The sequence below is a fragment of the Gemmatimonadota bacterium genome, assembly GCA_040388535.1.
In the GTDB taxonomy this organism is placed as follows: Bacteria; Gemmatimonadota; Gemmatimonadetes; order Gemmatimonadales; family GWC2-71-9; genus Palsa-1233.
This window is the reverse complement of the sequence record JAZKBR010000002.1, coordinates 322,649-348,021: the sequence shown is the minus strand read 5'-3', so window position 1 is coordinate 348,021 and position 25,373 is coordinate 322,649. Positions and strand designations below refer to the sequence as shown.

Annotated in this window: 16 protein-coding genes; 7 read left to right on the top strand and 9 right to left on the bottom strand. The window is 65.1% G+C overall.

The features are described from left to right. Positions 1 to 53: 53 nt before the first annotated feature. From V4558_05065 to V4558_05025, 9 genes are all read right to left on the bottom strand, one after another. A complete protein-coding gene (locus V4558_05065; protein MES2304852.1) occupies positions 54 to 3,140 on the bottom strand; it encodes an efflux RND transporter permease subunit in 3,087 nt (1,028 codons plus the stop codon). After that, the gene (locus tag V4558_05060) at positions 3,137 to 6,277 is read right to left on the bottom strand and encodes an efflux RND transporter permease subunit (GenBank protein ID MES2304851.1); all 3,141 of its coding nucleotides are present in this window, start codon (positions 6,275 to 6,277) and stop codon (positions 3,137 to 3,139) included. The genes V4558_05065 and V4558_05060 overlap by 4 nt, the downstream gene beginning before the upstream one ends. Before the next feature lie 13 nt (positions 6,278 to 6,290). After that, the gene (locus V4558_05055; GenBank protein MES2304850.1) at positions 6,291 to 7,409 is read right to left on the bottom strand and encodes an efflux RND transporter periplasmic adaptor subunit; all 1,119 of its coding nucleotides are present in this window, start codon (positions 7,407 to 7,409) and stop codon (positions 6,291 to 6,293) included. A 270-nt stretch (positions 7,410 to 7,679) separates the two neighbouring features. Beyond that, complete coding sequence (locus V4558_05050; protein ID MES2304849.1) at positions 7,680 to 8,870, bottom strand: hypothetical protein; 1,191 nt, start codon at positions 8,868 to 8,870, stop codon at positions 7,680 to 7,682. Positions 8,871 to 8,872: 2 nt separating this feature from the next. Beyond that, positions 8,873 to 10,078, bottom strand: coding sequence for a hypothetical protein (locus V4558_05045; protein MES2304848.1), 1,206 nt, complete (start codon positions 10,076 to 10,078; stop codon positions 8,873 to 8,875). Between the two features lie 84 nt (positions 10,079 to 10,162). Next, entirely contained in the window at positions 10,163 to 11,230 is a 1,068-nt protein-coding gene (locus V4558_05040; protein ID MES2304847.1) for a hypothetical protein, read from the bottom strand. 223 nt (positions 11,231 to 11,453) lie between these two features. Further along, a complete protein-coding gene (locus V4558_05035) occupies positions 11,454 to 12,725 on the bottom strand; it encodes a hypothetical protein (protein ID MES2304846.1) in 1,272 nt (423 codons plus the stop codon). Between the two features lie 117 nt (positions 12,726 to 12,842). Then, the gene (locus tag V4558_05030) at positions 12,843 to 13,961 is read right to left on the bottom strand and encodes a 6-bladed beta-propeller (GenBank protein MES2304845.1); all 1,119 of its coding nucleotides are present in this window, start codon (positions 13,959 to 13,961) and stop codon (positions 12,843 to 12,845) included. After that, positions 13,961 to 15,124 (bottom strand): hypothetical protein, encoded by a 1,164-nt coding sequence (locus tag V4558_05025; GenBank protein MES2304844.1) that lies wholly within the window; start codon positions 15,122 to 15,124, stop codon positions 13,961 to 13,963. The genes V4558_05030 and V4558_05025 overlap by 1 nt, the downstream gene beginning before the upstream one ends. 91 nt (positions 15,125 to 15,215) lie before the next feature. Here V4558_05025 and gcvT point away from each other — a divergent pair, with 91 nt between their 5' ends. The 7 genes from gcvT to V4558_04990 all read left to right on the top strand — a co-directional run bounded on the left by gcvT (position 15,216) and on the right by V4558_04990 (position 25,370). Beyond that, complete coding sequence (gcvT, locus tag V4558_05020) at positions 15,216 to 16,310, top strand: glycine cleavage system aminomethyltransferase GcvT (GenBank protein MES2304843.1); 1,095 nt, start codon at positions 15,216 to 15,218, stop codon at positions 16,308 to 16,310. An 8-nt stretch (positions 16,311 to 16,318) separates the two neighbouring features. Next, on the top strand, positions 16,319 to 16,699 hold the full coding sequence (gene gcvH / locus V4558_05015) for a glycine cleavage system protein GcvH (GenBank protein MES2304842.1): 381 nt from the start codon (positions 16,319 to 16,321) through the stop codon (positions 16,697 to 16,699). A gap of 57 nt (positions 16,700 to 16,756) precedes the next feature. After that, positions 16,757 to 19,591 (top strand): aminomethyl-transferring glycine dehydrogenase, encoded by a 2,835-nt coding sequence (gene gcvP, locus V4558_05010; GenBank protein ID MES2304841.1) that lies wholly within the window; start codon positions 16,757 to 16,759, stop codon positions 19,589 to 19,591. A 224-nt stretch (positions 19,592 to 19,815) separates the two neighbouring features. Further along, on the top strand, positions 19,816 to 20,478 hold the full coding sequence (locus tag V4558_05005) for a hypothetical protein (protein MES2304840.1): 663 nt from the start codon (positions 19,816 to 19,818) through the stop codon (positions 20,476 to 20,478). After that, complete coding sequence (locus V4558_05000) at positions 20,475 to 22,655, top strand: right-handed parallel beta-helix repeat-containing protein (protein MES2304839.1); 2,181 nt, start codon at positions 20,475 to 20,477, stop codon at positions 22,653 to 22,655. Before V4558_05005 ends, V4558_05000 begins: the two co-directional genes overlap by 4 nt. A 31-nt stretch (positions 22,656 to 22,686) precedes the next feature. Next, a complete protein-coding gene (gene udk, locus V4558_04995) occupies positions 22,687 to 23,343 on the top strand; it encodes a uridine kinase (GenBank protein MES2304838.1) in 657 nt (218 codons plus the stop codon). After that, on the top strand, positions 23,343 to 25,370 hold the full coding sequence (locus tag V4558_04990) for a S9 family peptidase (GenBank protein MES2304837.1): 2,028 nt from the start codon (positions 23,343 to 23,345) through the stop codon (positions 25,368 to 25,370). Before udk ends, V4558_04990 begins: the two co-directional genes overlap by 1 nt. The last annotated feature ends 3 nt before the right edge of the window (positions 25,371 to 25,373 follow it).

Genomic DNA, 25,373 nt, shown 5'->3' with positions numbered 1-25,373 from the left:
TCATCGTACGTCCACCGGATACTAATTGTTGAATGGCGGCTGCGACCCCGGACTCAGCTGCCTGCAAGCTCCGGGGCAGGGGCCAGCATCGGTGCCGCGGGGGGCTTCTTCCGGCGTCGCCCCCACTTCCGGTGCCGAAATCCCAGTAGAAATGCGGGGAGGAGGAAGAGGGCGCCGAGTGTTCCCGCGAACATCCCGCCAGCCATTGCGAGGGCGATGGCGCCGAACATCGTGTCGGAGGCGGTGCCCCACGCCATCGGGATCAGTGAGGCAGTCGTGGTGAGGGTGACGATCACGATCATGCCCGCGCGGTCGATCATCGCGCGCAACACATCGGCGCCGGTCGCCTTGCCGCCGTGACGACGGCGCGCGAGCAACACCGCATCGATGAGCAGGATCGACTGGTTGACCGCGTGCCCCACCACGAGAATCACACCGACCGCCGCCTCGCGCGTGAACGCGCTCCCGGTGATCCAGAAGGCCGCGACCACGCCGGCCAGTGCCATCGGCAGCGAGAGGAAGACCATGCCGGCCGCCCAGACCGAATCGAAGACCAGTGCGACGGCGAGCAGCACCAGCACGAGGCCGATACCGAAGACGAGCCAGAGTCCCTTCGAGGATTCGTCGTCGGCCCACTTTCCCTGATCGTCATTGACGGTGTAGCCCGGCGGCACGGTGATCGAACTCATGAACGCCTTGTGAGTGCGGTCGGCGAGTTTCTGCGGACCGCGGAAGTCGTAACTCAGAATGCGGACGTACTGCTGGTCTTCACGCTCGATGCGCGAGAGTCCCTCGACCTCCTCGACCGAACTGACATCGCTGATCCGGACCGGTGCGCCGTTGGGATTGGAAACCTGCCCCGCACGGAGCTGGTCGAGCTGGCGGAAGGCCGAACCCGCAGCGCGAACGTTGGCGGTCACGGTCTCGCCGTTGATTTCGAGTTCGGTGCCGCCCGAGGCGTTCTGCACTTCACGCGCGACACTACTGGCATAATCCTGCGCAGTCGCGCCGATCCGGCCGAGCGCCTGCCGATCCGGAGTGAGGGCGATCGACACGGCGCGCTCACGATTGAACCAGCCGGCGGTATTGATGTTGACCTCGCGCACGCGCGGAATCCGGTCGAGGCGCGCCTTGAGGTCCTCGGCGACCTTCTTCACCCCCTCGAACGAATAGCCGAGGATCTTCACCTGCTTGTTGATCGAACCGCCGCCGGAGCTGTTGTTGAAGCCGGGGCCCTGCGGTGGTGAGACGCTTACGTTGTCGGTGCCACCAATGAGGACCGCGCGCTGCGTCATCGCATCGGAGATCACCCAGGGGATGTCGGTGAGGCCGCCTTCCTTCGTGAACTCCACCAGCACGCCACCGCCCATCCCGTTGCCGTTCGAGCGGACGAGCGCCACGCCCTCGCGGCCCACCGCGACGCGCTCGAGCTCGGAGACGATTCGTTCAATGTCTTCGGGGTCGGAGCCGCGCGGAAAGCTCACGCGCGCAGAGACCGTGGTGCGCTGGCCGCCGCCCCAGTAGCCACCCCAGCTGTTGCGCGGGACCTTCTTGATGAAGCCCCAGGTGAGCACGCCGATGATCGCGACCGTGAGCGTGATGGTCGCCCAGCGCCAGCGGAGCAGGTGAAACGACGTGCGCTCATAGGCGTGCGAGAGGCGCTTCCAGCCACGCTTCTGTCCGCCACCGCCGCGGCCCACGGCCGGCACGAGCACCAGTGCCGTGATGACCGACCAGAACAGCGCCAGCGTGAACGCTGCGGCGAACGGCATGAAGGCCGCGCGGGCATTGCCCTGCAGGTACAGGAATGGGAAGAGCACCACGGCGGTGGTCAGGGTCGAGCCGATAACTGCGGGGCCGATCGCCGAGCCGGCTGCAGCGCGCGCCTCGGGCGTGTTCGGCACCATCCGCATCCGTTCGACCACCACGAGCCCGTTCTGCACCAGGATGCCGATTCCCATCGCGAGGCCGGCGAGCGTCAGCAGATTTGCCGGAATCTTGAAGAGGTAGAGGCCGAGTGCGGTGCCGGCGATCGCAACCACCGCACTGCCGAGCACGAGGAAGGAGCGGCCGACCTCGCGCAGGGTGAGCATCATCACCAGGAGCACGGCGGCGAAGGCGATCCCGCCGCGCAGCAGCAGGTCGTTGAGTTCCTTGTCGAGGTCGATGCTCTCATCGCGCTCGATCCGCAGGTGCACCCCAGGCGGCAGCGTCGGGGCAATCTCGGCGAGGACGGCGCGCGCAGCAGCTGCGGTCTTGATGGCGTCGGCGCCTGCCTGCCGCTGCAGTGAGAGGGTGACTGCCGTCTGACCGTTGAGGCGATAGAAATTGCCGCGGCTGTCTTCCTCGGGATGAATCGCCGCAAGCTCTCCCAACGCGTACACCTGGCCCCCAGGACCGCGGATCGGCAGCCGTTCGAGGTCTTCGATGGCATGCGGCACATCGCGGAGCGAGACATGGCGCTCAGTCGAACCGTCACGGGTCACGCCGAGCGCTTCGACAACTTTGGCCTGATCCACCGCCTGCACCAGCAGGAACGGATTGATGCCAAGCTGTCGCAGGCGACTCGGGTCGTAGGAGAGGAGCACGCCGTTGGTCGCGCCACCGTTCTGGCCGAGGCCGGCAATGCCCGGCAACGCCTCGAGGCGCGGCTGCACCTGATCCTTCGATATCCGCTGCAATGCACCAGGGGTGTACGGGCCCGTGATGTTCACCTCGAGCAACGGCTGCTGGTCGAGCTCCTCAGGGACGTAATTGCTGACGCTGACCGTGTTCTGCGCGGCGGCGGGAAGCTCGCGACGCAGTGTTTCCATCCGCTCGAGGATCGCGAGTCGCGCCATGGTGATGTCGGCTTCCGGATCGAGCTCCACCCGGATCGATGCGCCACGCTCGCTTGAGGTGGACGAGGTCTTCCGGACGCCGTGGACACCCTGCACCGCTGCCTCGATCGGCGAGGTGAGGTAGGTCTCGGTGAGTTCAGGCGACGCGCCGCGCCAGATGGCGCTGATGCTGATGGTCGGCAGGTCGACCGTGGTCTTCGTTGCCAGTGGCAGCTTGGTGAATGCCACGCCGCCGGCAATAACGAGCCCGGCCGCGAAGGCCCAGACCACGGCGGGGCGAGTCGCGGCCCAGTGGATCATGCCATCGCCTCCATCGCAGCCGCGGCAGCGAGCGCCTTCCGTTCCTTGCGTCGTTCGATCACGGCGTAGGCGGTCGGCAGCAGGAAGAAGGTCACCAGCAGCGCCGAGACAGAACCGCCGATGATGCCCGCTGCGAGCGGCTGATAGAGCGCACCGCCGCTGCCCCAGTTGAACACCAGCGGCAGGACGCCGGTGATGGTCGTGAGCGAGGTCATCGCGATGGCGCGCAGTCGCTGACGGCCACCGAGCAGGATCGCCTCGTGAATCGGGTGACCCGCATCCCGGAAGCGCTGAATCGCATCGAGCTTGACCACCGCCTCGTTGTCGGCCATACCGATCATCACCACGATACCGATGAGTGAGACGGCGTTGATCGACTGACCGGTGATCCAGAGTGCGATGATGCCGCCGGCGCCGGCGAGCGGCACCGTCGTCATGATCAGCAGCGGCGTGGTGAACGAGGCGAACTCGCCCGCGAGCACCAGGAACATCAGTGCCACCGAGAGCAGCGCCACGATGCTGAGTTCGCGCGACGTCTTCCGCTGTTCGGTGTCGGCGCCCGTGACCGCCCACTCCACCGACGGGTCGAGTTGTGACTTGAGTGCGGTCATCGCCTTCTCGACATCGGCCGCCGCCCTCGCAGTGCCGCCGGTTTCGACCACACCTTCGACGACCGAGACCGGTCGCTGTCCGATGCGTACCACTTCGATCGGGGCGCGCGTTTCGCGGATGCTCACCAGCTGCCCCACCGGAACGCCCTGCACCGTGCTCGCGAGCGCGGCATCGAGGTTCTCGTTGGAGAGACCGGAGTAGCGGATCTGGATCGGGGTGCGACGATCGGTCTCGCGCAGGTCGCCGGCCGGCACGCCACCGAGGGCGCCCTTGAGCGCATTCGAGACCGCGCTGATCTGGATGTTCCGCTGGGCGATCCGGTCGCGGAGCAGGGTGACCTCGACGATCGGCTGGGTACCGGCAAAGGCATCCTGCACGTCGGCGAGGGTCTTGAGTTTCGAGAGTGCCGTGCGCACCTGCTCCGCTGCGGCGGCTGCCGTCTCGATCTTCGGAGCCATCACTTCGACCTTCACCGAGCGCCCTTCGCGACCGATCAGTGAACCGAACTCCGACTGCCCTGCGAGGTCGAGCGAGAGCGAACCGTTGGCGAGGTCGGGCACGGCGCGGCGGAGCGCGTCGGCGAACTTCGTCGCGACCATACCATCGGGGACCGGGATCACGAAGGTAGCGGTCCCGGCGGAACCCGGCTCCGCACCCGAAAGCACTTCTTCGTCCGACGCGACGCCCACACGCACGTAGACGCCCTTGCTGCCGAGCTTCGCGGCGGCGGCTTCGATGCGGGCGGCCTGCCGGGTGGTTTCCTCGATCGCGGTACCGGCGGGGAGGCGCATCTCGGCCACTGCCGTCCCTTCGTCGACCTGTGGCAGAATCTCGCGGGGAAGCGCCATGGTGATGAAGACGGTGGCCACAGTCACCGCGATCGAAGTCACGAAGACCTTCTTCGGGTTGTTGAGCGACCACTCCATTCCCGCCTCGTACATCTCGGCGAGTTCGTGGCCCCACCGCGTCAGCTTGCGGTTGTCGACCTCGGCGTGCTTCGGGATGACTTCTGCGGCACCACTGCTTTCGCCAAGCTGTTCGCCGCCCTCTTCGCCGCGCTCGCGGCGATGGCCGAGCGTCATCATCACCGGCATCATCGTGAGCGCCATCACCAGCGACGCGCTCACGGTCAGTACCACGGAAATCGAGAGATCGCGGAAGAGCGCGGCCGCGAGCCCCTGCACGAAGACGATCGGTCCGAAGACGAGCACCGTGGTGAGGGTGCCGGCGAAGAGCGGTCCGGCGACTTCCTCGGTGCCGAGGCGTGCCGATTCCCAGAAGCCGACCCCTTCATCGCGCATTCGCCCGGTCGCTTCGGCGACGACGATTGCGTTGTCGACGAGAAGACCGACGGCCAGTGCGAGTCCGCCGAGCGAGAGGATGTTGATGGTGACGTTGAAGAGCTGCAGCAGGGTGAGCGAGACCAGCACCGAGAGCGGCACCATCAGGCCGATGGCGAGCGACATCCGCCAGTCGCGCAGGAAGACCAGGATCAGCAGGATCGAGAGAATGCCGCCGGCGATGATTTCCTGCGACAGGTTCGAGAGCGCGTCCTGAACGAACTGCGCTTGCGCCGCGACAAGGCGGATCTTGACCTTCGGGAATTCCTTCCGCAGCACGTCGAGCGTCTTCTGCAGCTCCTTGGTGACCGCCACCGTGTTGGAGCCGGCGTCCTTGTAGACCACAAGCCCGACGGCTTCGGCGCCGTCGAGGCGCACGATGGTGCGTGGGTCGGCGCTGGCCGGTGTCACGGTCGCGATGTCGCCCATCACCACATGCTTGCTCGACGGGCCGACCGGTATGTTCCGGATGTCGGCCGGGTCGCGCAGTTCGGTGAAGGTGCGCACCGGGAAGCGGAACTGACCGCGGCGGATGGTGCCGCCGGTCGCCATCGCGTTGGCGCTCTTGACCGCGTTGGCGACGTCGTCGGAGGTGAGGCCGAGGGCACGAATGCGCTCAGCATCAACGTCGACACGAATTTCATCTGCGGGTTCGCCGACCACGGCCACCGACGCGACTCCGGTGATCTGCTCGAGCCGGCGAGCGTGCACGTCGAGCGCGGCGCGTGCGACAGCGCGGAGATCTCCCGGGCCGGTGAGCGCAAGCACGGCGATCGGTCGCTCACCCGGGTCTGACGTCAGCAGCGTGGGGCGCGCGGCAGTGGTCGGGAGCGAGTTGCGGGCGTTATCGAGCTTCTCGCGCACGGCCAACACGGTCTTTGCCATGTCGGTGCCCCACGAGAAGCGGAGCGTCGTGGTGCCCTCGCCATTGCGCGAGACCGAGCGCATCTCGACCATGCCGGGGGTGTTGCCCACGGCCTTTTCGATCGGTTCGGCGATGAAGCGCGAGACTTCTTCCGGTGCCGCGCCATCGTACACGGTGCGCACCGTCAGCACCGGCAGGGCGACATCGGGGAGCAGCGACACCGGCATCTTGCCGAGCGACACTGCGCCGAGAAGGATCAGGGCGAGGGTCGCCGACATCGTCGCGACGGGGCGCCGGAGCGCCGTAGTACTCAAGGACACGCGGGAGCCCCGGTCAGTGAGGCTGGTCGGCTTCGCGCTTGCGCGTCAGGCGCACCGGCGCCTGGTGCGACAGCGTGAGATGACCATCGGTGAGCACGATGTCGCCCGGCTTGAGCGGGATCTCATTGCTCGCGCTGTCGGGAAGAATTTCGGTCTCATTCACCGAGCGGCGGCCCGGATTCACATAGACCCACTCGGCACGTCCGTCCTTCACCACGAAGACCAGCGGCCGATTCTCGCGCTCGATGATCGCCTTGGTCGGGACCACGATGCGGTTCGGGAGGCGGGCCGACTCGAGGCGGACGTCGGCGTACATCCCGGGGCGCAGCGTGCCATCGCCGTGGATGCGCACCACGGCGCGCCCGGCACGGGTCACGGTGTCGACCAGCGGCAGAATCGCGGCGACGGTGCCACGCACCGGCTTGTCTGGCGCGGCAGCGATGGTGACATACGCGTCACCGCCGACGCGGAGGAGCGGCAGGTCGTGCTCGAGCACGGCGGCTTCGACGCGGAGATTGGTCAGGTCGACGATGGTCGCGATATCCTGGCCATTTCCGACGCGATCACCCACGGCGACGTTGATCTTGTCGACCACACCATCGAACGGAGCGGTGATCACCGCGTTTTCGCGCGCGAGCTTTGCCTTGTCGAGCGCCACCTCGGCGCCGGTGAGGCCCGAGTTTGCGAGGGCGTACGCGCGGCGCGCAGCCGGCGGTGCCTGGCCGCTCGCGATCGAATCGACGTTCATCTCGGTGGTGAACTTCACCCGGGCCGAAGAGACCTGCGCTTCGGCCGCAGCAACATCAAGGTCGAGCGGCCTGGGGTCGAGGCGCACCAGCGCCTGCCCGCGCTTCACCCGATCACCCGCGCGCACCAGGACTTCGGCCACCGTGCCAGTCGCTTCGGCTTTCCGGTTGGAGACGGCGTCGGAGCGAATCTGGCCCGTGGCAGTCACCGTGAGGACGAGGTCACCCTTTCGCACCGGCTCGCCCACGACATCGAGGGCGAGCGTCGAGGCCCCCTTGGTCGAATCGGCCGGAGGCCCGTTGGCCGCGGCGTCATCCTTCTTCTTGCAGGCGCCGAATGTGATCGCGGCGAGGAAAAGGACGGCGAGCGGACGAGCAGGCTTCATCGAAGGCCTCACAGGGTGTCGAGTGGCCGGCGAAAAGACGCCAGCCCCCGGGGGATGCACGAGAGGAGTAGAGAGACGCACGGCTCGGGGCCGGCGGAAGGAAATCTGGGGCGACGAACGCGCGAGGGGGGTGCGCATCGGGCTCGGAGTTGGGGGAAATTGAGCTTCAAGATAGCTCCGGAATGGGGCTGCGAGGGGAGGGGGTCCCCGGCCACGAACCCCTCGATGCTACTGCTGAGATATGAAGAAGGTGTGTCGTTCCTTACACCCTCAGCGCTTCCCGCCCTTGTCAATACGGTAGACCTTGATGGCCGTGCTGCCGGTCGACTCGTCGTCTTCCACCGAATAGACGTGGTCTCGCGTCCAGAAGGTTCGCCACGGTTCGGAGAAGGTGGCCGGCACCCGGCCGAGGAGGGTACCGTCGGCCGTGAAGACGTCCCAGAAGGTGCCCGGGCCCTTCGCACCTGGCAGCAGGACCCAGAGGTTGTTGGCGCCGTCAACCACGAAGGTGGTCCAGGCCGGATAGACGGTGGGAATGTCTGCCATCTTCGCGATGCCGCGGAGATCAGGATTCCCCTTGGTGTAGCTGTCGAACTGTTCCTTGCGGAGTGAATCCGGAATCGTCGCGACTGGTCCTGGCACCGATTCGAAGATGCGGGTGGTGTCGAGCCCGGTCTTCGAGATGATGAAGCGGTAGTTCTCCTGATCGGCCCAGACGAATCGCCCGGCACGATCGAGGCGCGATGACGTGCCCGCCGTGAAGGGAATCGACCAGCTCGAGTTGTTCTGCTTGTTGTGAAATTCCCAGAGCTTGCGCACGGGTTCGGTGGGGAAAAGGACGGTGTCGGCCACCGTGCTGTCCAGGCGGAAGCGGACGAAGCCGGCACCGGCGAAGAGTGATTTGCGGCCAGCGGTGGTGTCGATCTTGATGCTGCCTGGAATCGAGATCAGGCCGTTGTCATCGGCGCTCACTGGCCGCGAGTGACAGCAGAGCGTGAGCCAGACACGGATGAACTGGCCATCGGTGGTGAAGAGCGAGGTGCGCGACTGCCGCGGGTCATGCTCCACGAGCGTATCGTGGGCGATCATCAACAGACCCCACTGACGGAACTCGCCCGGTCCGCTGCCATCCTTCCCGATGGTGCGAAGGAACGCGCCATCGGAGCCATAGGCCTTGATCGTTGCCGGCTTCTGGTCGAGGATGTAGAAATTGCCTTTGCTGTCAACGACGATGGCGCCGGGGTCGTTGAGCTGCCCCGGCGATCCGTCGGCCATCGTGAAGGTGTGCTCGAGCACCAGCTTCCAGCCGCTGGTGTCGGCCCACTCCGTCGGCCCGCTGTTGCGAACGCGGACGATCCCGCCTGGCAGCGTGTCGATGGCCGGTACATTGAGCGCGACCTTCGCACCGGCACTGTTGCAGGCCGCGGCGAGGAGCAGCACCATCGGGAGTGGGCAGCGCATGGTTACTTCTCCGTGTGCTTGATGCGATAGATCTTCACGATCGGGCGCGAGCCCTCGTCTTCGAGCAGCACGGCAACGTGATCGCGACTCCACGACGTCGCAGTGTAGAGCGCGCGGGGCCAGCCATTGCCGGGGACACTCACCACATCGAGCCACTTGTTATCGGCGCTGAAGAGGTCGAAGCGCACGATGCTGGTATCGGCACTCGACCGCCGCACCCAGCGGCGACCGCTGCCATCTGTGGCGACCCAGTCGAACGCAGGACGCTCGTTGGGGATGGCGTCGGCAACGAACGACGCGCGCAAGGTGGCCTCGGGCCAGTAGGCTTTGTTGCTTGAGACCCGTTCCTCGATGATCGCCTGCTTTTCTGCTGCCGTCACCGGAGCGTTCGAGCGTGGCCGGCCGAAGATCGCCGTCGTGTCGCTGCCGTTCCGCGAGGTGCGCAGCAGGTATTCACCGGTCCACGCACTGAGGAAGCCGCCGTGCGGATCGGCGAAATGCAGGTCGGCGGGCTGGAACGGCACCTGCATTTCCATCCGGACCAGCTTCCCTTCGCGCACGAGCCAGCGCTTGCTCTCGGCGGTCTCGCGTGGGTGATCGGTGACCGTCGCTGTGTCGATCGTAGCGCCGTCGAGTGCTGCACGTGCGAAGCCACTGGTTGGGCGCGTGGTATCGGGACGTACGATGGTGCGCAGCACCGCGCGACCGGTGCCGTCGATGCCGATGCTGCCGTAGTTGCAACAGACCGAAGCGCGCGTGTTGAGCAACGTGCCATCGCTTACACGAAAGGTGGTGAGCCGGGCGGCCTGCGGGTCCTGCACCACCAGTGTGTCGCCGTGGACGGCGATGTAGGCACTGCGGAACTCTCCCGGCCCTTCGCCATTGCGACCGAAGGTGCGAATCAGCGCGCCGGTCGTATCGTACGATCGCACTTGATGCAGATCGCCTTCGGCCACGAACAGGGTGCCGTCTTCGCGGAGCGCCAGGTCGCCGGGTGCCGAGAGTTCGCCAGGAGTGCCCTCGGCAGGCTGGACAGTGCGCTCGAGTTCGAGGCTCCAGCGGCCCGAGTCGATCGGTGCGCTGGTGATCGTGCGGACGATGCCGCCAGGGAGGGTATCGACCTTCACCTTGCCAGAGTCGGCGATGGCGGAACCGCCGCAGGCCGCGAGGGGAAGCAGCAGGGAGGCGGCGGCGATGCGAGACAGCACGATGAGGCGCTCCGGCGATGGTGGGGATGGTGCCAGAGAGGTTAGATGCGTCGGGGCGCCCGACCGTTACGCGCTACGGGGGCGTCACTTGGGCGGGGTGGTCTGCAAGTGAAAAGTCTTGATGACTTGCTTGCCGCTCGCCTCCTTCTCCACTACGGCGAGGCGGTCACGACTCCAGGCTGCTAATCCGAAGATCTCGGTGCTGGGGGGTGGCACGTCACCGAGTAGAACCCCCTCGCGAGTGAAGACCTGAAGGCGGATGACTTTTCCGGTCCAGTCGGGCACCCCGACCCAGAGCCGACCATCGCCGTCGAGGGCCATCTGGCTCCATGGAAGGGTGGTCCGTGGAATGTCGGAGCGCTTGGCTTGGGCGCGCCACTCGCGTTGAGCGGCGGTGTCCGTCGAGGTGGTTTTCAGGATAATGAGTGAGTCGAGCTGAGCGTCGGAGAGCGTGAACGTCGTCGCCGGCGCGTCAAAGACACGGATGGTGTCTCTCATGCTGCGCAGGACGGCGAACCGGTAGTTCACGGTATTGCCAGCGATGATCAAACCGTCGATGCGAGGGATTGCTATTGCGAGTGGCCGGTGCGGTGCGACCACGCATTGCGATCCTACACCGTCCGGAACGAACAGATAAGCGCACCAGTCCCCGGGCCTCGCCGGCGAACTATCCAACGGTGCCGAAATGGTGTCGATGACCTCCCCATTCATCCGCACTCGAATCCAGGCAGAACGCGACGAGTCAGGAGTGCTCGGCAACCACAGACGCCCGAGTGAATCGATGGTGAGTGGCTGCCATGCAAGGCCGAGCAAATCCTCGGGTTCTGCGAGAAGGTTGCCATTCGATCCGAGGATTCGTAGCGGCGAGTGAAGGCGATACTGGACGGCGAGGGTGTCGCTGCGGACCGCGATGAGACCACCCTGCCACGACTCGGAGGCTGGGGTGAATTCGACCAGTTCGCCCCAGCCGAAGGGGTCGTCGTTGTCTTCGAATGAATCGACTGAGAGGGCGACAGGTGCGCCAGGTGCACGTGCTACCGTGTCCCTGTCGCGCCCAAGCTTCCGCAGGAGTCCGCCGTTGGCTCCATAGACGCGGATCGCGTTTCTGGACGGCCCGAGCACGTACAATGTGCCATCGTCGCGCCATGCCATTGCAACGATCTCCGCCTTGCCTCTGTGGCTCTCCTTTGAGACGTCGATCGTTGCTGTTGGGATCCACCGCCAACCCGAAGTGTCACGCCATACCGTTGGCCCGGTGTTCCTCACCCGCACGATCCCGCCGGGGAGGGTGTCAATCACGGGTCTGGCGTGGCCCGCGCAGCCGGTGAGCAACGCGAACAGGAATGGCCACACCGTGCGACGCTTCACGCTGAAGTCATTTCTTACGGGTGGTCTGCAGGTGATAGGTCTTGATCACCGGCCGGCCGTCGGCGTCTTCGTCGGCCACGGCGAGCCAGTCGCGACCCCATGCCGCGTTCTTGAACATTTTCCGGTTCGGGGTCGGCACATCGCCGAGGAGCTTGCCGTCGCGGTCGAAGACCTGGAGGCGACTCACTTCGCCCCCATCGCCCGGGAGGGCGACCCAGAGGCGTCCGGCGCCATCGAGCGACATATGCGTCCACACGGGCCAGATAGTGGGGATGTCTTCCTTCTTGGCCGAGGCGCGCAGTGACTTCTGGAAGTCCGGATCGTTATGGGCGGTGGCTGCATTGAAAATCGAGTCGCGCCAGGCGGCCGACATCGCCACTGTGGGGGCCGATGCTTCGAAGATCCGGACCGTGTCAGCGGCGCCGCGCAGAAGCGCAAAGCGGTAGGCGGTGCTGTTGCCGCCCACGATCATCCCATCGACGCGCGGCTCGAACGACGTACTCGGCTGCATCGGGACGCCGGTGACCATCGACATCGAGTTGCTGCCGCGTTTGAGTGTCACTGTCCAGGTCTTCATCTTGCGGAAATCGTCCTGCGCCGGCATCTCGAAGGTGTCGGCAATGGTGCCGTCCATCTTGAAGCGGAACCAGGCGGCCTTGTCGTTCTTGCCCGAACCCGGCACCCAGACGCGACCAGCGCTGTCGGCGGTGAGCCGCGGCCAGAAATAGCAGCACGGCGACGGCACCGACTTCACGAAGGTGCCGCTGGTGAGGAAGTAGGAGAGTCGCGTGGCGCCCGGGCTCTGGAAGAGGATGGTGTCGCCGCGCATTCCCATGTAACCATCCCGAAGTTCACCCGGCCCATCGCCCTCCTTGCCGATATCCCGCAGGAACGCGCCGTCGGGGCCGAAGACCTTGATCGTCGTCGGCTTCCTCTGCAGCGCGAACACGGTGCCGTCGTCGCCGATGGTCAGGGTGGAGATGTCACCCAGTTCGCCAGGCGAACCTTCGTCGGGGTTGATGGTGGCGCCGGCGACCCAGCGCCAGCCGCTGGTATCGCGCCACGCGGTGGGGCCGGTGTTGACGAGGTGGACGATGCCCCCGGGGAGCGTGTCGACCTTGGGGACGTTGAGGGCGACTTCGGCTTCGCCGGCGGTGCCGCAGGCGGCGAGCCACGCCAGTGCTGTCATCCTGAGCAGCCTGCCCTGAGCCTGTCGAAGGGAAGCAACGACGAAGTCGTTGCGAAGTCGAAGGAACTGTCCGGTGGGCTGCCTGGTCATTCGTGTCATCCTGAGCGTGGCGCCGAAGGCGCGAAGTCGAGGGAGCTGGTCTCGGAGATACATCTCGATTCAACGATGCTTGAGGTTCGCAGCTCGTCGTGAAAGCGCTGTCTCTGCCTACCGGCTACGCCGCACTTCCCAGCGGTGAATCGTAACGCTGCCGTCCCCGGCCGTTTCGAATTCCAGTGCAACATCACCGAGCCAGAAGGTGTTCTGGTCTGGATCGAACGGGTCGGGAACGCGGCCAAGGAACTCACCCACTGGCGAGAACACAGCGTACTGCCGCTTCCCGACATCCGGTGTCAGCTCGACCCAGACATTCTCCTGGCCGTCGTGGTGCAAGTCGCGCCAGAGAGGCTTCCGTGCCGGGAGATCAGCGGCCCTGGCGACCGGGCACTCGGCCGAAATCGACCCCGGGCCACTGAAGAGCCTCGTCCGGTCAGCATCGGTCACCTCCGGCGCTGTGAACACTGCCTCGATGATCCGGGTGGTGTCGCTCCCTGTGCGAGTCACCAGGAGCTTCAGGGAGTCGGTGCGGCCCCAGATCGCGGTATGATCACTTCGGCCGATCCCCAGGACGCTCGGCTGAAAGGGAATGACCAGGGCACAGGGGCTCCACATCGCCTCAGGCAAGGCTGCGGGGAGTGTTGCCCGATGTTGTTCAACGAGCGAATCGTTGAGCCAGACCAGCGATTGCCGGGATCCGACTCGTCCGTCGAGGATGATCGATTCTGCGCCGGCGGCAGCGATGCCGTCGAGGACGACCCCGTCGGTGACGGGGCGCTCCGCAACGAGCGCTCCGACCGAATCGAAGACGATGACCCGACTGGTGCTGCGGTCGAGGACAAAGACCTTTCCCGCAGTCGCAGCGATAAGGGCGCGATTCCGGAATTCGCCTGGCCCGGCGCCTTCGCGTCCGATGGTTCGTAGCCAGCTGCCGTCGGGTGCAAACACCTTGATACTGGCTGGCCGTCGATCGAGCACCAGCAGGTCACCACTTCTGGCAATCGCGGGAGTGAACGGGAGGGTCAGTTCTCCCGGCGAACCCGCGGCAATTCGAACTGCAGCAACGTGAACGATTTTCCAGCCGTTGGTGTCGCTCCACGCGGTCGGGCCGTCGTTCCGCACCCGCACGATGCCACCTGGGAGGGTGTCGATTTTCGCCGTGGCAAGGGCATAGTTGCCGGCTCCGCAGGCGGTGAGTGCAACGGCCGCAGCCAACCGGGCACGACGCACTACTTCCCGCGCCGGTCAATGCGATAGATGCGGACCCGCGGCAGATCGTTGTCGTCGGTGTCGATGACGGCGACGCGGTCGGTGGACCAGGAGGCACGAGCGGCGCTCGCGAAGGGAGCCGGAACGGCACCGAGGTAGCGGCCCGCAGGGGAGAAGAGATCAAAATGAAGGTTTCGCAACCTCGCCAAACCGGCGGAGACCCAAAGATTGCCGCTGCCGTCAAACGCGGCATCGTTCCAGAGCGGAAAACTGGTGGGGATATCACGCTTGGATGCGATCGCAGCGACTTCCGGATTCCCGGTGCTGAGCGTGAAGAGCGAGTCTCTCAAGCCTGACGAAATGGGTGTCGGCGCGACACCAGAGCGGCCGAAGATCAACGTCGTATCCGCGCCGTGTCGACTCAACACAAACGCGTACCGATCCCAAGCTCCGTAGAGAATCGTTCCGTCATTGCGGAAGGCATACTGGGTGTTGGCTGCCAGCGGAATTCCATAGGTCCCGATACCGCCGTTCGACTTGACCACCCAGCCTTTGTACGGCCCCGCTTCTGGAGGCACGATCGAGTCGAGTTGCTTCCCGACGGGATCGAAGTAGAACCATTCCTTTCGGACCGCATCGCCGACAATGCGGCCACGTTCAACGCGAAGTCGGCCGCGAGCGTCGAGCGAAATTGGCGGACCATCGGCGTGAGTGTTGGTGAGAAACTCGCGGACCCGCTTTCCTTCAAGCGTCAATAAGGTGGCTCGGCCGCGACCTGCATCAAACGCCACGACGGTATCGCCGTACACGCCCACGAGGGGCCGGCGAATTTCCCCCGGCCCTTCTCCCTCGCGACTGATATCCCGCACGAACCGGCCCTGGGCATCGTAGAGCCGGAGACGGGCGGGGGCCCGCTGATACACCACCGTTCGGCCGTCGCGGAGCAGGATCACACCCGTCGGATTCTCCAGCTCCCCCGGCTCCCCGTCCTTCGGCTGAATCGTCCGCTCGAGCACCAGCTTCCAGCCGTTGGTGTCCACCCACGCCGTCGGGCCCGGATTCATCACCCGCACAACGTGCCCGCCGACCGTATCGATCTTGGGCCGTGAGAGTTGCGCGTTGGCGATGAGTGGTGTGGTAAGCGAAAGACCGGCGAGGGCAGCAGCGACAGCGGCGTGGCGCATTCGAGTGCTCGGGGGAGAGGGAACGGGAAAGATAGCGGTCAAGGTGATATCTTTTCGCCCGAATTCATCTCCCCGAACTGGATCGGCGCCCGTGCACCAGACCGCCCTCGATGCCCGTCACCGCGCCCTTGGCGCCCGGATGATCCCCTTCGCCGGCTGGGAAATGCCGGTGCAGTACGCCGGGCTCGTCGAAGAGCACCACGCCGTCCGCAACGCCGCCGGCCTCTTCGACCTCTCCCATATGGGTGAGCTCTATATCAAGGGCGCCGAAGCCGACCGCGCCCTCGATGCCGCGCTGGTCACCGCGCCGAGCAAGCTGGCGGTGGGCCGGGCGCACTATTCGATGATCTGCGCCCCAGACGGCTCGGTCATGGACGACCTGATCGTCTACCGCCTCGGCGATACCTCCTATCTCGTGGTCGCCAACGCTTCCAATGTGGACACCGTCTCGGCCGCGCTGCGCGAGCGGATCGTCGGCTTCGATGCCTCGCTCGACGACGCCACCATGCGGACCTCGCTGGTCGCGATCCAGGGGCCGAAGGCCGCCGAAATCCTCCAGCCGTTCACCCCGTTCGACCTCTCGACCCTCAAGTACTACGCCTCGGTGCAGACCACTGCGTGCGGTATTCCGGCCTTGCTCGCGCGCACTGGGTACACCGGCGAAGACGGCTTCGAATTGTTTGTACTCTGGGACGATGGCGTTACAGTGTGGGACGCGCTGCTCGCCGCTGGCAAGGATCGTGGCTTGGTGCCGGTCGGGCTCGGTGCCCGCGACACCCTGCGGCTCGAGGCCGGCATGCCGCTCTATGGCCAGGAACTCACCCGCGAGACCACGCCCTTCGAGGCCGGACTCGGCCGGGTCGTGAAGCTCGACAAGCCGGGCGACTTCGTGGGCCGCAGCGCGCTCGAGGCCTCGAAGGAGCATCCCGGGAAGCAATTGGTCGGGCTCAAACTGACCGGTAGAGGCATCGCCCGGACCGGCTATCCGGTCTATCTTCCCGCCGCGTCGGACGCCTGTGGCACCGTCACCAGCGGGACCACATCGCCGACTGTGGGCGCCCCGATCGCGATGGCGTATCTGCCGCCGGAACACGCCGCGGTGGGCACCGCCGTCGAGGTGGGAGTCCGCAATACCCGAGTGGCCGCCGAAGTGGTGGCCCTGCCGTTCTACAAGCGCGCGACCTGAGCGAGGAGATCGACGTGTCCGTCCCCGAAAACCTCAAGTACTCCGTCGAACACGAATGGCTGGCCACTGACGGCACCGTCGGCGTCACTGCCTTCGCCGTCGAGCAGATTGGCGACATCGTGTTCGTGGAACTCCCCGCGGTTGGCTCCACGGTCGAGGCCGGGAAGGCGTTCGGCGTGATCGAGTCGGTGAAGGCCGTGAGCGAACTCTTCGCGCCGGCGACCGGCAAGGTCATCGCCGTCAACGAAACGCTCACCGATGCGCCCGAGACCGTCGCCGCCGATTGCTACGGCGCGGGATGGTTGATCAAGATCGAGGTCACCAAGCCCTCGGATCTGACCCTGCTGCGAGACGCGGCCGGCTACAAGGACCTGATCGCGAATCACTGAGTTGCGTTGAGAACGATGCGACGGGGCCCACTGGGCCTCGTCGCCTTTGGAGGATAGATGGAGAATACGTTTGTACCGCGGCACATCGGCCCCACGTCGGCGGATGTGCAGGCGATGCTCGATACGCTCGGCTACCCGACTCTCAATGCCTTCATCGATGCTGTCGTCCCCGCGTCGATCCGAATGGCCAACCCGCTCAAGCTTCCGGCCGGCCAGGGTGAGCACGAAGTGCTCGCGACGATGCGCGCGCTCGCGGCGAAGAACCAGGTCTTCCGCTCCTATATCGGGATGGGCTACAACGGCACCTTCACGCCGCCAGTGATCCAGCGCAACATCCTCGAGAATCCCGGCTGGTACACGGCCTACACGCCGTATCAGGCCGAGATTGCGCAGGGGCGGCTCGAGGCACTGCTGAACTTCCAGACGATGGTGAGCGACATGACCGCGCTCCCCGTCGCGAATGCGTCGCTGCTCGATGAAGGCACCGCCGCTGCGGAAGCGATGGCGATGACCATCGCGGTGGTGAAGCACGAAGGGACGCCGATCTTCCTGATTGATGCCGCGTGCCATCCGCAGACGATTGCGGTGGTGAAGACGCGCGCCGAAGCGCGTGGCGTCGAGATCAAGGTCGGAGATCCGGCAGCTTTCGCTTTCGAAGCGAACACTGTCGGCTGCCTGCTGCAGTATCCCGCGACCGACGGCAACGTTCCCGACTGGCGTGCCGTGTGTGACGCAGCGCACGCGGCCGGTGCACTGGTTACTGTGGCGACCGACCTGCTTGCCCTCGCGTTGCTGGCGCCGCCGGGCGAGTGGGGCGCCGACATTGCCGTCGGCAACTCGCAGCGATTCGGTGTGCCACTGGGCTATGGCGGGCCGCACGCCGCCTTTTTCGCGACCAAGGATGCCTACAAGCGTCACCTCCCCGGACGCATCATCGGTGTCTCGAAGGATGTCGATGGCCGCCCGGCACTGCGCATGGCGCTGCAGACGCGCGAGCAGCATATTCGTCGCGACAAGGCCACCAGTAACGTCTGTACCGCGCAGGTACTGCTCGCGGTGATGTCGTCGATGTACGCGGTATGGCACGGCCCCGAGGGCATCCGCGAGATCGCGACGCGGGTGCAGTCGCTCGCGCAGCGTCTCGCGCGTGGCCTCAAGAAGGCCGGCATCGTCGTTGATCACGAGCATTTCTTTGACACCGTCACCGTGACGATGGCTGCCGACAAGTGTGCTGCCGTTACCTCTGCTGCGCGCTTCCGGAAGATCAACTTCCGGCGCATCGGTCAGACCCGGCTTTCGATCGCACTCGATGAGACCACGACGACGGCCGACGTGGGTGACGTGCTCGCCTGTTTCGGCAGCAGTGCCGACACGCTCGACGGAACTCCGGCCGCGGAATCACTCGGTTCACTCGCCCGCACCAGTGAATTCCTGACCCACCCGGTCTTCCATCGTTATCGCTCCGAAACGGAGATGCTGCGCTATATGCGCGGCCTCGAGGCGAAGGATCTCTCGCTCACTGCCGCGATGATCCCCCTCGGTTCGTGCACCATGAAGCTCAACGCCACCACCGAAATGATGCCGGTGAGCTGGCCCGAGTTCGGTGCCATTCATCCGTTCGCGCCGCGCGACCAGGCCGCCGGCTACACCGAGATGTTCGATCGACTCGAGGCACAACTCTGCGAGATCACCGGCTTCGCCGCGGTCTCGCTCCAGCCCAATGCCGGGTCACAGGGCGAGTTCGCCGGCCTGATGGCGATTCGTGGCTACCACCATGGCCGAGGCGATCTGCATCGCGATGTCTGTCTGATTCCGATGAGCGCGCACGGCACCAATCCGGCGAGCGCAGTGATGGCCGGAATGCGTGTGGTGGTGGTCGCATCGGACGCGAAGGGGAACATCGATGTCGCCGACCTCAAGGCGAAGGCGGCAGAGCACGCGACGAATCTTGCGGCGCTGATGGTGACCTATCCCTCGACGCACGGCGTGTTCGAGGATTCGATCAAGGAGATCTGCGCCACAGTGCACGGGCACGGCGGGCAGGTCTACATGGATGGCGCCAACATGAACGCCCAGGTCGGCCTCTGCCGACCGGGCGACATCGGCGCGGATGTCTGTCACCTGAACCTGCACAAGACCTTCTGCATTCCGCACGGCGGCGGCGGCCCGGGGATGGGCCCCATCGGCGTCGCGAAGCATCTGGTGCCGTTCCTCGCGAGCCACCCGGTAATCGATCTCGGCCACGCGCAGTCGTCCGGAACGATTTCGGCGGCGCCGTGGGGCAGTGCGTCAATCCTGCCGATCTCGTTCATCTACAACCTGCTGATGGGTGGTGAAGGGCTCACCGACGCCACGCGGATCGCGATCCTCTCGGCGAATTACATCGCGCGGCGGCTGGCGGGTGCCTACGACCTGCTCTACTCAGGGCACGATGGGCTCATCGCGCACGAGTGCATTCTCGACACCCGTGGCTTCAAGCAGAGCGCCGGGATCGAGGTCGAGGATATCGCCAAGCGGATCATCGATTTCGGCTTCCATCCGCCGACAGTGTCCTTCCCGGTCCCCGGGACGCTGATGGTCGAGCCGACCGAATCGGAGTCGAAGGCCGAGCTGGATCGATTCATCGACGCGATGCTGGCGATTCGGGAAGAGATTCGCGCGGTCGAGAGTGGCAGTGCCGACCGCGAGCGGAACGTTCTCAAGGGAGCGCCGCACACGTTGTCGCAAGTGGTGTCCGACAGCTGGGACCGGCCGTACCCGCGCGAGCAGGCAGCGTTTCCGGTTGTCGGGCTGCGAGACCGGAAGGTGTGGCCCACGGTGGGCCGGATCGACAGCGCGTATGGCGACCGGAATCTCGTCTGCACCTGTCCGCCGATGTCGGAGTACGAATAAGGAGGAGGGGGAGGGTGCGTCACCCTGAGCAGCCTGCCCCGCTGCTGTTGCGGGGAAGCGAGGGGGCGGAGCTCCGCTCCCTCGACTGCGCGACCTTCGGTCGCTCCGCTCAGGATGACAACCACCATGACCCATGACCCCCTCGTGCACTTCTGCTTTCGCAGTACCTTCTTCTGGTGCAGCTCGCAGTACCCAAATCCACAGCTGAAACCAGGAGGTTCCCCATGAGTGATGATTCCACGCCCGGGACGCCGCGTCGCGGCTTCCTCGGTCAGGTTGCGGCCGCTGCGGTGGGCCTTGGTGCTGCCGGCCTGATGCCCGCCACGGCCGCCGCCGAAGCATACGTCGCGGCGGCCGACCCGAAGCTCGAAGCCTGGTTCGGCAAACTCACCGGCAAGCACAAGACGATTTTCGATGCGCCGGAACCCAATGAAGGAATGCCGGCGATCTGGCCGCGCATCTACCTCAACACGACCGATGCGACCTATCCGGGTGAACACGCGGTCGCGATGGTGATCCTGCGACACGGTGGTCTTGCGCTCGCGCTGAACGACTCGATCTGGGCCAAGTATCCCATCAGCGAGATGTTCAACATCAAGCCCGGGGGCAACACGGTGAAGGCCAACCCCTACGCGACCATCACCAACCTGCCGATCCCCGGTCTCGGTATCGCCGAGCTGCTCAAGGGCGGCGTGCTGATCGGGGCGTGCGATGTGGCGCTCACGGTGTACAGCAGCGGTGCCGCAGGCAAGATGGGAATGGACGCCGCCGCGGTGAAGAAGGAATGGATCGCCGGGCTCTTCCCCGGGATCATGGTGGTGCCGTCGGGGGTGATGGCGGCAGCGCGGGCGCAGGAGTTCGGCGCCAACTATATCTTCGCGGGATGATGCAGCTCTCTCTGAGCGCGCGGAGGTTCGCCTCCGCGCTGCTCATCCTCGCACTTCCGTCGGTCCTCCCCGCACAGACAGCAGCTACGCCCTTCATGTCGGGAATGGTCATCACCCACTCGGTGCGGATCCGCCCCGGGCGATACCTCGCGCCGGCCGGCGATTCGGCTGCGATCACCGTGCGCGGCAGCAACATTGTTGTGGACCTGCGTGGCGTCGAGCTGATCGGGAGCAGCGACCGCGAGAATCCCGAGGGATTTGCCGGCACGGCCGTTCGTGTCGATGGCGGTCGCAATGTCACCGTGACGGGTGCCCGGGTGCGCGGCTACAAGGTCGGCATCATTGCTCGCGGTGTGACGCGGCTTCGCCTCCTCGACAACGACCTCTCCGACAACTGGCGGCCGCGGCTCTACTCCGGCATCGAGAAGGAGTCGCTGGTCGACTGGCTCTCCTATCACCACAACGAGAAGGATGAATGGCTGCGCTATGGCGCGGCGATCTATCTCGTCGATGTGAGCGCAAGCGAGGTGAAGGGGAACACGGTGCGGCGCGGGATGAACGGACTGATGCTGGTGCGTACTACGGGCACGCGAGTCTGGAACAACGATTTCTCCTACAATTCCGGCCTCGGTGTCGGGATGTACCGCGCCAGCTACGACACGCTGATGCACAATCACATCGACTACGACGTTCGTGGCTACTCCCACGGTTTCTTCAATCGCGGCCAGGATTCAGCCGGGCTGCTGATGTTTGAGCAGACATCGAACAATGTGGTGGCGTTCAATTCGGTGACCCACGGCGGCGACGGGCTCTTCCTCTGGGCCGGTCAGAGCACGATGGACAGCGGGCAGGGCGGGGCGAACGACAATCTCTTCTATCGCAATGACTTCTCCCACGCTCCCACGAACGGGATGGAAGCGACCTTCTCGCGCAATGCCTTCGTCAACAACCGCGTGGAAGAGAATTGGCACGGCCTCTGGGGCGGTTATTCCTACAACTCGGTGGTGATCGGGAACGCCTTCGCACGGAATGTGGAGGCGATTGCCATCGAGCACGGGCAGGACAATGTCGTCGGCGGGAATAGCTTCACCCAGGATACCACGGCGATCCATCTCTGGTGGAACAAGATCGAACCGTCCGACTGGGGTTACCCGAAGCACCGCGACACCCGCTCGCGGGGTTACGCTATCGAGGGCAACGAGTTCCACAATGTCCGCCTCGCACTGCGCGCCGACAACACGCAGGCGCTGCGGGGAAGCGGCAACCTCTTTCGTGATGTCGATTCGCTGGCCCGCATCAGCGGTGACAGCAGCGGCACGGTACCGTTCTGGCAAGACGACGACGACTTCGATGCCTCGCCGATTCCGACGGAATACCAGGTGGCGAAACTCCCTGGCGGTATCAACGCGATACTCCCCGCCGGCGCACGTCGCGGCCGCAACACCATCATCGTCGACGAGTGGGGTCCCTACGAATGGAAGAGCCCGAAACTCTGGCCCGTCGGCCGATCAGATGCTACGCCGCAGAAGCTCCGCGTCCTCGGTCCGGCCGGGCGTTGGCAAGTGGTTTCTCGTGACGGGGTCGCGTCACTCTCGGCCAGCAGCGGCAAGGTGGGCGACACGCTGGTTGTAACCCCGGTTGCCGGGCACGAGAACGACTATCGCGTGCAACTCGAGTATCGCGGCCTGGCCACGACATCGCCCTTCGGCGAGAAGATCGCTGCAGGCACCGCGGTACGCTTCGGCTGGTCGCGCTACCTGCCCACCGCCTCCTGGCATCTGCGCTTTTTGGCCTGGGATTCCGTCAGGACGCCACGAACCGACGATGCTGCGATTGCCCAGGCGCTGCGTGACGCCGAAATAACGACGATGGACACGACCCGCCTCGACCTGACCTGGTATGGGCCGCCGCGAAAGATCATCCCACAGGCGAACGTCCTGACCGAGGCGACGACCAGCGTGACACTCGCACCGGGCAAGTACACGATGCGCACGATCTCGGACGACGCTGTGAAAGTCTACCTCGATGGAAATCTGCTGCTCGACGACTGGGCGCCGGGTGAATCACACGCGAAGGCGGCCGAGTTCACGGCCACCGGGACCCACACCATTCGGGTGGTGCACCTGCAGATCGACGGCTGGTACGAGCTTCGCCTCGACATCGAGCGAATGAAGTAGTTTTCGTGTTCCCCCCAGGAGAATCCGCCACGTGACCAGCACTACCCGTCCCCGGCCACTGATCATCGGTGTGGTCGGGGGTTCCGGCTCCGGCAAGACGACCGTCGCGCGCGCGATCCATGAATCGACCGGACTCGACGCGGCCTTCGTTGATCAGGACGCCTACTACAACGACCTCGCGCATCTGACGCTCGAGGAGCGGAAGCAGGTCAACTTCGATCATCCCGACGCACTCGACAACGACCTTCTGGCCGAGCATCTGCAATTGCTGGCTGATGGCATCGCGATCGAGAAGCCGACATACGACTATGCCGCCCATACTCGCGCTGCGGCCACGGTCGTGGTGGAACCGCGTGACATCGTCATCGTCGATGGCATTCTCCTCTTTACCGACAAACGACTGCGCGAACTCTGCGACATCAAGGTCTATGTCGATGTCGCCGACGATGTCCGCTTCATCCGCCGCCTGCTCCGCGACGTGGAAGACCGGGGCCGCTCCATGACCGACGTCATCCGCCAGTACCTCGGCTCGGTCCGCCCGATGCACCTGGAATTCGTGGAGCCTTCCAAGCGGTACGCCGACGTGATCCTGCCCGAGGGAGGGCACAATCGTATCGGCGTCGAGATGATCATTGCACGGGTCCGGCTGGAGCTGCAGCGTCGCCGTGCTGACGAAGGAGCGTCGTGATGCGAATTCTGCCTAGGGTTGCTATTGGGATCGTGCTGTTGGCAGCTCCGCTGACTGCGCAGGATTCAGTCTTCACCGACCGGAAGTTCATGGAAGTCGAGGGCGTGGCCGGGGCGCAGATCTCGCCTGACGGTCAGCGCATCGTCTTTTCCAGGCTCTGGATCGACCAGATGAAGGATCGGCGCGCGTCGATGCTCTGGCTGATGGATGCCGACGGCGGTCGTCCGCGCGAACTGCTGGAGGGTGGTGGCGCACGCTGGTCGCCCGATGGCAGTCGGATCGCTTACCTCGCCGATGCCGAGGGAAAGACCCAGCTCTGGATCCGCTACATGGACGCCGAAGGACTCAAGATCCAGGTCACGCGCGGACTCAACTCACCCAAGGACTTCCGCTGGTCGCCCGACGGCAAGCAGCTCGCCTTCACGATGTTCGTCGACGAGCCGATGGCGTGGAGTGTGGCACTCCCATCGGCGCCTGCCGGTGGGAAGTGGACCGATGCGCCGCGAATGGTCGATCGCTATCACTTCCGCGGTGACGGCATCGGCTATTACGGCAACGGCCATCAGCAACTCTTCGTGGTGAGCGCCGACGGCGGAACGCCTCGCCAGCTGACGCGCGGCAGCTGGGATGTCGGCTCGAAGTTCGATGGAATTCCCGCGCCTGCCGGGATCGATTGGCTTCCTGACGGCCGCACTATCGTCTTCGATGGCGATGACGACAGCGATGCCGATCGCCATTTCACGGTGGCGAATCTCTACACCGTCGACGTAGCGAGCGGCGCCATACGCAAGCTCACTGGCGCGCCGGGTTACTGGCACGCCCCGGTGGTCTCGCCCGATGGCAAGTGGATCGCCTATGGCGGCATCTCGAAGAGCAGCAACAGCTATCAGGCGGAGGATCTCTGGGTGATCCACCCCGATGGCAGCGGTGCGCGTGCCGTCACCACGGGATTCGACCGCGACCCGATCAACACCTCCTGGAGTGGCGATAGTCAGCTGCTCTGGTTTTCGGCGAGTGATCACGGCACCTCGAACGTCTACTCCGTGGCGCTGGCTGGCGGTGGCGTCAAGGCCGCGAGCAATGGCCAGCACTTCGTGAACCTGAGCGGAATCTCGAACAAGGGCGGCTTCGGGATCGCAACACGAAGTGCGCCGCAGCAACCACAGGAACTAGTGCGCTTCTCCCTCAAGAAGGCGTGGGACTTCCAGCCGCTCACGCACCTCAACGACGATCTCCTCGCTGGAATGCGCCTCGGCGAGGTCGAGGAAGTCGAATATCACAGTGGCGATCAGCTGGTGCAGGGATGGCTGGTGAAGCCGCCGGGGTTCAACCCGTCGCAACACTACCCGTTGATTCTGGAGATTCACGGCGGCCCGCATTCGATGTACAACGTCGGGTTCAATCCCTCGTTCCAGCATTTCGCGGCCAAGGGCTACCTGGTGCTCTACACCAATCCACGCGGCTCCACCGGCTACGGCACCACGTTCGGGAACGCCATCGCGAAGGCGTATCCGAGTGTTGACTACGACGACCTGATGGCCGGGGTCGATGAAGTGATCAAGCGGGGATGGGTTGATACCACGCGGATGTTCGTCGGCGGCTGCAGTGGTGGCGGGGTGCTTTCGAGCTGGACCATTGGCCACACCACGCGCTTCGCGGCAGCGGCGGTGCGCTGCCCGGTCATCAACTGGCTCTCCTTTGCCGGCCAGACCGATGTCCCGATGTTCGGAAATCACTTCTTTGACAAGCCGTTCTGGGAAGACCCGCTGCCGTATCTCAAGACGTCACCGCTGATGTACGTGGGCAACGTGAAGACGCCGACCCTGCTGATGACGGGGGAACTCGATCTGCGCACCCCGATCGCCCAGACCGAGGAGTACTATTCCGCGCTCAAGCTTCGCGGGGTGCCGACGGTAATGCTGCGCTTTGCCGGCGAATACCACGGCACGGCCTCGAAGCCCTCGAATGCAATCCGCACCCAGCTCTACATGCTGGCCTGGTACGAGAAGTACTCGCCAAGACAATAGCGG

What these genes read in the sequence shown, in the direction of transcription:
- V4558_05035 (MES2304846.1), bottom strand. Translation starts at nt 12,725, where the DNA reads ATGACCAGGCAGCCCACCGGACAGTTCCTTCGACTTCGCAACGACTTC.
- V4558_05040 (MES2304847.1), bottom strand. Translation starts at nt 11,230, where the DNA reads ATGGCATGGCGCGACGATGGCACATTGTACGTGCTCGGGCCGTCCAGA.
- V4558_05005 (MES2304840.1), top strand. Translation starts at nt 19,816, where the DNA reads ATGAGTGATGATTCCACGCCCGGGACGCCGCGTCGCGGCTTCCTCGGT.
- V4558_05050 (MES2304849.1), bottom strand. Translation starts at nt 8,870, where the DNA reads ATGCGCTGCCCACTCCCGATGGTGCTGCTCCTCGCCGCGGCCTGCAAC.
- gcvP (MES2304841.1), top strand. Translation starts at nt 16,757, where the DNA reads ATGGAGAATACGTTTGTACCGCGGCACATCGGCCCCACGTCGGCGGAT.
- V4558_05025 (MES2304844.1), bottom strand. Translation starts at nt 15,124, where the DNA reads ATGCGCCACGCCGCTGTCGCTGCTGCCCTCGCCGGTCTTTCGCTTACC.
- V4558_04990 (MES2304837.1), top strand. Translation starts at nt 23,343, where the DNA reads ATGCGAATTCTGCCTAGGGTTGCTATTGGGATCGTGCTGTTGGCAGCT.
- V4558_05055 (MES2304850.1), bottom strand. Translation starts at nt 7,409, where the DNA reads ATGAAGCCTGCTCGTCCGCTCGCCGTCCTTTTCCTCGCCGCGATCACA.
- V4558_05000 (MES2304839.1), top strand. Translation starts at nt 20,475, where the DNA reads ATGATGCAGCTCTCTCTGAGCGCGCGGAGGTTCGCCTCCGCGCTGCTC.
- V4558_05065 (MES2304852.1), bottom strand. Translation starts at nt 3,140, where the DNA reads ATGATCCACTGGGCCGCGACTCGCCCCGCCGTGGTCTGGGCCTTCGCG.